Below are 6,037 nucleotides of genomic sequence, written 5' to 3' on the forward strand. Positions count from 1 at the left end.
CTACCCCGACGAAGCGACGGCAAAGCGCGCCGCCACCGCCGAACATGACCGCCTCAAACGCGCGCCCGCGACGCTCGACATGAACCTGGCCCTCGGCCGCGCGGATATGTTTCCCGAATTGCGCGCGGACGTGGGCGGGATCAAGGCCGGAATCGATGGGAAGTGGCTTATCAGCGAGGTGACGCATAGCCTGGACAAGGGCGGCGGCTTTTCGACGGCGCTTAGGATGGAGACGGCGTCTTGATGGTCGCGTTTCTAGTCGCTGTCGACAAAGCGAAAGCCAACAATGCGTATAAGGCCACTTCAATCATTATCCTAATATAATATCAATCTGCTGAATTACATCACGGAAATTACCAGGCATCGCATTTAACAGTTTCTCCGTTGCCTTTGCATCAAAGTTATAAGACGAATCCAGTATAATACTAACAATAAAATGCCCATTTTTATTATCGATAATACTAGGACTACCTCTGTATGTCCGACGGAGATAGTCCGAAACCTCTGTTATTTGTTCCATACTAACATGTCGTTTAAAGATAAATTTGTAATCAACCAAGGCATTTTCGGAATCTACGATACTGTGGGAGCGACGATGCAACTCCGCCATCATCCTAATTTCTGACGATCGAGATAACCTCGCTTCAATCTGCGTTAGGCGGTCCAGTATGAGCTGTTCTGCCGGAACGACCTTCTTCGATGGCTCCAAGACCTCGAACGTCCCAAACTCCTCGATGAACGAAGTGAACGTCGCAGATATTTTCTGTTCGTGAAGTCTTTTAATGCGATCTGCCAGCTTCTCAATGAAGTCAGTGGTATGGTGAATATGAAGATCCTGCGGATAACCTAGATGCTCAATTACCCTCGTATCAAAAGGGATCGTATCATAGTCGTCGGTGATAATGACTACGGGCTGCTTGAACGTGATCCGCATACCGAGTTCAAACATTACGTTGGGGTTTAGCCCAGACACGTCGCAGACCACTACGGGATTATCGTAAAGATTGTTAATGATCCGGCGTTGGATAACATCGCCCTCAAAACTGTCCGAAACGATCTGTGGAGTCATGTCCGCTTTGATGATCGCAGCATCAATGACCCTGCGTACGTCAATCCAGTGGGAGGCGTCATATTTTGGAGGCATCGCCGCAATCGGCATGATGATGCCGCAAATTGGCCTTGTTTCTACCTGTGCTTCCACGGTCGGTGCCTTCGCCATCTTTTCCCCCATCGCCGCAAGCCTAGCAAATTGGTAGTCGCTTTGCGAATGCTCCGTAAATTACCTCGTCACCTACTGAGCTGCCAATCGTACCGGCTAGGCGAAGTTACGGTTTGGAGGCGGCGCGCGCCATGCCTGCTCGCGCCCAAACCTGACACTGGCATGCGTCTTAGGTGCTAGCCGATCACGCTAAGCGTTCCTATTTTCGGTTCTACAGCCAATGGTAACGACGGAGGGCCAACAAACACGCTTGTTGCGAGAATCATAACCTGCCCCTATGTGAGACGCCAGACGCGAGGTTTACACTAACTTTACGCCTGCTGTGCCAAGGACGCTCAATGACCGATATTCCGCTCAGGGGCGACCCCGCCCGACCGCCTTACAATGGGCGAAAGCTGATCGAGCGCGTCGTCGCGATGGTTGCCTTCACGCCCATCGCGCAGCTCGGCGTCAAGAACAGTGAGTTCGCCGCGGCTTTTCAGGAGGCGATCCGGCGCGACTACCCTCTCTTCGAGGCGGCTGCCGACACTTTTATAAATGTGCAATTCGAAGCGGGCGCTGTCTCTTCCGCTCCCGAGGAGCGGCGCAAATGGTTGTTCCGTGACATCGACAAGCAATGGACTGTTGCTTTGACCCAAGATGCTCTGATCCTCGACGGGAACAGGGAGGGCTACTCATCATGGACCAATTTCGTTGCGCGGCTGAGCGCACTGGTCACTGCTCTTCAATCCACCGCTCAGCCTTCGCATGTTTTGAGTCTAGGTGTGCGGTACCTCAATACTGCCCCAGCGGAAGGCGAAGAAGATCCGCGGATGGTCTGCGCTAAACAACTCACTAGCGTAACGGGTAATGCTGATGTGAAGCTAGCTGACCTATTTTGGGTCATGGACGCCGACGAGGGCGAGCTGCTCTTGCGCAATGGAGTGATGCCCCCGAACTCTTCCTACGATCCTACGATGTTCAAACAGCGCAATCAGAAAACTTGGTACCTCGACATTGATGTCATCAATAGCCATATGATTGAGTTCGAGCCTCATGCAATCGAGGCGCAACTTCGCCGTCAGGCGAGCAGAGCGCATGCGATTTATTATTGGGCGATGCCAAACGGAAACAATGTATGATACATCAAATGGCGCGCTATCAACAACCTCAGCCGCAGTTCGTGCGGTTCAAGGCTTTAGGTAACGAAAGTATTCCTCTCACCGCGCTTTTGGGCGGGCTTACATTGGCGTTTGGCGCGCACGCGGCGGTCGAAGCACGGCCAATCGGTGCCGCATATGAAGCCCAAGTCCACCTCGGACCGCCAAATTTTGCACGTCAGGAAGACGTCAGCCCGGTCGCGGCGCTAGAGGAAATCAAGCAGGCAGCTGGCCTGACTTGGGCGCAGCTTGCTGTGTTGCTCGACGTGAGTCGCACGACTCTTCATGATTGGACGAGCGGAGGTAAGCTGCGCGTGGGCAGCCAAGCGAAGCTAGCTGCCTTGCTCGATCGTGTCCGCTCAATGGCGGACCTTCCTAAGTTTAAGATGCGGAGTATGTTGCTAGGTCAGACAGGGCCGGCTGCCAACGCTTCTCCGCACGGCCCGCTCGTGGTTTCGGATAACACCTCGCCGCGGCATCGTCTGCGTCTAGAGGATATGGGCGAAGTCTTGGGATAGGATTCTTGCAGGAAGCTGGGGCGGAACCACCTCTAAAAGAATGGCGTCAGGGTGATCTCATCCTGGCGCCTTTCAGTCTGCCCGTCGTGAGCGCACGGAGCGGCGTGCAATCTACAATTATTCGCCTTACTGCAGAGCACGGGATCGCAATCGTCTCTCAGTCTTGCGACATCGTAAAGGGTACCGAGAATTGCCCTTACGTGCAGGTCGCTCCACTGATCCGTGTCGACGAGGATGAAGCTACTCAAATTCGTAGGGGAAAGAGACCGAGATTGGTCATCATTCCGGGCCTTGAAGAGAAGGGATTGGCAATCGATCTCGATGCGTGCGCCACGGTACTGAAAGACGCTATCGTTTCTGAAGAGCGAGTTTGCGGTTGTCCAGACGACGGTGCCCAAGCTTACTTGGGCAAAGCACTTGCGCGGCATAGGGGACGCTTCGCTTTTCCCGACGACTTCAACGACGAGGTGGCTGCAACGATCGCAAAATGGATTTCGGAAAAATATAAGAAGCAGAGTCCTCAAGGCGACCTAATCCAGTCGATCGTCGAGGTTCGCGTCACGACCGACAGTTGGACCAATCCCAGCTTCCTGACACTATACCTGCTTCGCAATAGTCCCCTTCCAGCCGTCTGGCCTAAGGAATGGAAAGATGCGATCGCGGGAGTTGCCAAAAAGGCGTCCGCATCGAAAAGGTATCCCGATATCGACATCGTTCTTACCACCTTTGACGATATTTCAGCAGCCGAGTACCGTGCCTCTTACGAACTTGATTGGGATGGTCTCAGCACATCACGATGATCACGCTACCTGGAACCTTCTCCCCGCCCCACCGTTATCACCACATCGGACGGCACCCCTTGCGCCCCCCCGCACCGCCGGTCCGATAAACCTTTTCAGCCCCACCAGCCCCCCCCCGCTGGTGGGGTTTTCCTTGTTTGGGCTTTTCCACAAGGAAATTTCCTGTCGCCTCTTTCCTATTTTGTTCTCATCCATCAGAAGGAGAACGAATCAGGAACAAAGGAGCGCAGAGATGAGCGGAGCCGCTGTCCGACTGACGCCAGGATGCGAGCTTTCATGTGCGATTTGCACCGTTCTGTGCGCGACTATGGTCGCGGTTCGGGATGATCTGTGGCAGGAGATTGAGCAGCTTCATCGGCTGCAAGCGACACAACCGACGCTTGATCGAGCGCGAGAGGTCCGATCGCTGCAAGCCCAGATGGCAGCCGCCGAGCAAGAATGGCGGCGGCTTCGTCCTTCGTCGCCCCTTCGGGCACCAGGACGAGCAGGCTGCGGAACATATCGCGCAGCGCGACTTCACTAGGCAGCACGACCTGCATTGAAATCACCTGCATCGCCGGGCGCGTGGCTTCAATCTCACGGGCTTCAGGCTCTGCCTCCGTTTCAGTCAGGCCAGCCAGCGCCATCACCTCTACCGGATCAACGTGATAGTCGGTCAGCACCGCCGCGACTTTGCGCGTGAAATCTAACGGCAAATAGCGCTTCTTGTAACCACTCAGGCTTTCATAGCGCGCATATGATCCGAGCGGCATGTCCAACAATTCGGCTATGCGGCGCACCGTAAGGCGCGGCACGGCAGCTTTGCGTAATTCCTTCAGTCTGGTGGGTGCGCGTTCCATGCGCGCAATGTGCGGAAATTCCGAACACTGTCTCGTTATAATTTCGGATTGACTGATGTTCGCAATTGTGGAACATCGTCGCCATGAAATCGAATGATTCACTGTTCTGCTTATTTAGTGGAATTCGGCCAATGGCCCGCGCACTCGGTGAAAGCCCCGGTACGGTGCATGGATGGAAGCGTGTTGGCCGCATACCATCAGAAAAGCAGCCCCATGTTCTGGCTGTCGGTCTGCAACTGGGTCTGCCCATCACTGCCGAACATGTGGTCTTCCCCCTGGGGCGGCCCGATGCCGTTGATGACCTTTGTCTATCCGTCTCCACGCCCCACGTCGTCTGCCATCGCAACGGCAAAGCGCAACCGACGGAAGCCGCCCGATGACCGCCCCGGACCAATCCGCGCGACAGTGCGGCAAGAACTTCACACATGGGCAGTCGATCGAAATCGGCATGCTCAACGTCCTGTTCGATCGGCAGCAGCCGATGAGCGTGACGGAACTGGAAACGCACCTGCGCTGCACCCGGCGCGATCTGTGGGCCGCGATCCGGCATCAGCATCAACTGGGCAATGTCCGTAAGGATCAGCCCATTTCCCTCACCGCGTCGGCGCATATCGCCATCGCCGCAGGTCGCCTCGCCGGTGCCATGGCGGTGGCGGCATGACAAAGACCCGCGCGCCCTTGTCCTTCGCCCTCGCCATTCATGAGGTCACGACCGTCATCGGCGTTGCCACCGCGCGCCGCGTGACCGGCCGCGCCAAACGCACGCTGCAACTGTGGCGAGAGGGGGATCAGGATGCGACGCCCAGCCTCGCCCACGCCTTCGCCCTGGACCACGCCTATGTTCAGGCGGGCGGTGAAGGCCTGCCGCCGATCCTCGCCAGCTACCTGCGCCAGATGGAGGCCCTCATGGCCAATCCTGCCGCCTGTCGTATCGCCCTGATCGATGACATTGCCCGCGTCGCGCGCGAATCTGCTGAAGCCCTCGCCGCCAGCCTCGCTTTGACCCAGCCGGGCGTATCGCCAACGGCCATTCATCACGCCATCGCCGAAGTCGAACAGGGTCACGCCGCCAACGGCCGCCTGATTGCCCGGCTAAGATCATTCCTGCCCGGCAATGGGGCCGGTCGGAGAAAGCCGGGGGACCGCACATGAATGGGCATTTGGGGCAAAGGACACAGGCGGATGAAGGGCGGCCACGCATGCCGCATTTCATCTGCCCGGCATGCGGAGAGCGGGCCTTCGCCCGCAATTCGGGCAAGTCGTCCACCCTCTATCGGGAGCTTTACTATCACTGCCGCAACGTCGTCGATTGCGGCCATCAATTCGTGGTGGGGATGGAGGCTTTGCGCACCACCCGGTCCAGTCGGGTGCCCAACCCGCTGGCCACCCTCCCCATCACGACCTGGCGGCCTGCGGCCAATGACGACGCCGCCAATGATGATGGGCCGCCCGGCGCGGCCGCCGCGATCCACGTGACCAGCTAACGCCGCTGGCGGGCATCCGGCCCGCCTTCCCCCCGCCC

9 protein-coding genes and 1 pseudogene are annotated in these 6,037 nt (G+C 57.0%); 8 read left to right on the plus strand and 2 right to left on the minus strand.

All coding sequences use genetic code 11. The features are described 5' to 3' along the window. A pseudogene (locus IL54_RS24635) lies at positions 1-244 on the plus strand (phage late control D family protein); the annotation flags it as partial. A gap of 66 nt (positions 245-310) precedes the next feature. Here the strand turns inward: IL54_RS24635 and IL54_RS22280 are convergent. Beyond that, positions 311-1,231 (minus strand): hypothetical protein, encoded by a 921-nt coding sequence (locus tag IL54_RS22280; protein ID WP_052027679.1) that lies wholly within the window; start codon positions 1,229-1,231, stop codon positions 311-313. A gap of 326 nt (positions 1,232-1,557) precedes the next feature. Here IL54_RS22280 and IL54_RS12540 point away from each other — a divergent pair, with 326 nt between their 5' ends. The 3 genes from IL54_RS12540 to IL54_RS12550 all read left to right on the plus strand — a co-directional run bounded on the left by IL54_RS12540 (position 1,558) and on the right by IL54_RS12550 (position 3,676). Next, a complete protein-coding gene (locus IL54_RS12540; RefSeq protein ID WP_037476087.1) occupies positions 1,558-2,340 on the plus strand; it encodes a TIGR04255 family protein in 783 nt (260 codons plus the stop codon). Positions 2,341-2,348: 8 nt separating this feature from the next. Next, on the plus strand, positions 2,349-2,876 hold the full coding sequence (locus tag IL54_RS12545) for a helix-turn-helix domain-containing protein (protein ID WP_156106206.1): 528 nt from the start codon (positions 2,349-2,351) through the stop codon (positions 2,874-2,876). A gap of 272 nt (positions 2,877-3,148) precedes the next feature. Then, positions 3,149-3,676 carry a hypothetical protein gene (locus IL54_RS12550; protein WP_156106207.1) on the plus strand — a complete coding sequence of 176 codons (528 nt, stop codon included), beginning with the start codon at positions 3,149-3,151 and terminating at the stop codon, positions 3,674-3,676. Between the two features lie 305 nt (positions 3,677-3,981). Here IL54_RS12550 and IL54_RS12555 read toward each other — a convergent pair whose 3' ends face one another. Continuing rightward, a complete protein-coding gene (locus tag IL54_RS12555; RefSeq protein WP_052027680.1) occupies positions 3,982-4,515 on the minus strand; it encodes a helix-turn-helix domain-containing protein in 534 nt (177 codons plus the stop codon). An 83-nt stretch (positions 4,516-4,598) separates the two neighbouring features. On the opposite strand from IL54_RS12555, the gene IL54_RS25920 reads away from it, so the two are divergent. The 4 genes from IL54_RS25920 to IL54_RS12570 are packed head-to-tail and all read left to right on the plus strand — an operon-like array spanning position 4,599 to position 5,999. Further along, on the plus strand, positions 4,599-4,895 hold the full coding sequence (locus IL54_RS25920; RefSeq protein WP_162182228.1) for a carph-isopro domain-containing protein: 297 nt from the start codon (positions 4,599-4,601) through the stop codon (positions 4,893-4,895). After that, a complete protein-coding gene (locus IL54_RS12560; RefSeq protein ID WP_037476090.1) occupies positions 4,892-5,176 on the plus strand; it encodes a hypothetical protein in 285 nt (94 codons plus the stop codon). The genes IL54_RS25920 and IL54_RS12560 overlap by 4 nt, the downstream gene beginning before the upstream one ends. Continuing rightward, the gene (locus tag IL54_RS12565; protein WP_037476091.1) at positions 5,173-5,667 is read left to right on the plus strand and encodes a hypothetical protein; all 495 of its coding nucleotides are present in this window, start codon (positions 5,173-5,175) and stop codon (positions 5,665-5,667) included. Before IL54_RS12560 ends, IL54_RS12565 begins: the two co-directional genes overlap by 4 nt. A gap of 47 nt (positions 5,668-5,714) precedes the next feature. Further along, positions 5,715-5,999, plus strand: a complete 285-nt coding sequence (locus IL54_RS12570) for an ogr/Delta-like zinc finger family protein (RefSeq protein WP_052027681.1) — start codon at positions 5,715-5,717, stop codon at positions 5,997-5,999. Positions 6,000-6,037: the final 38 nt, after the last annotated feature.

The organism is Sphingobium sp. ba1, assembly GCF_000743655.1.
In the GTDB taxonomy this organism is placed as follows: Bacteria; Pseudomonadota; Alphaproteobacteria; order Sphingomonadales; family Sphingomonadaceae; genus Sphingobium.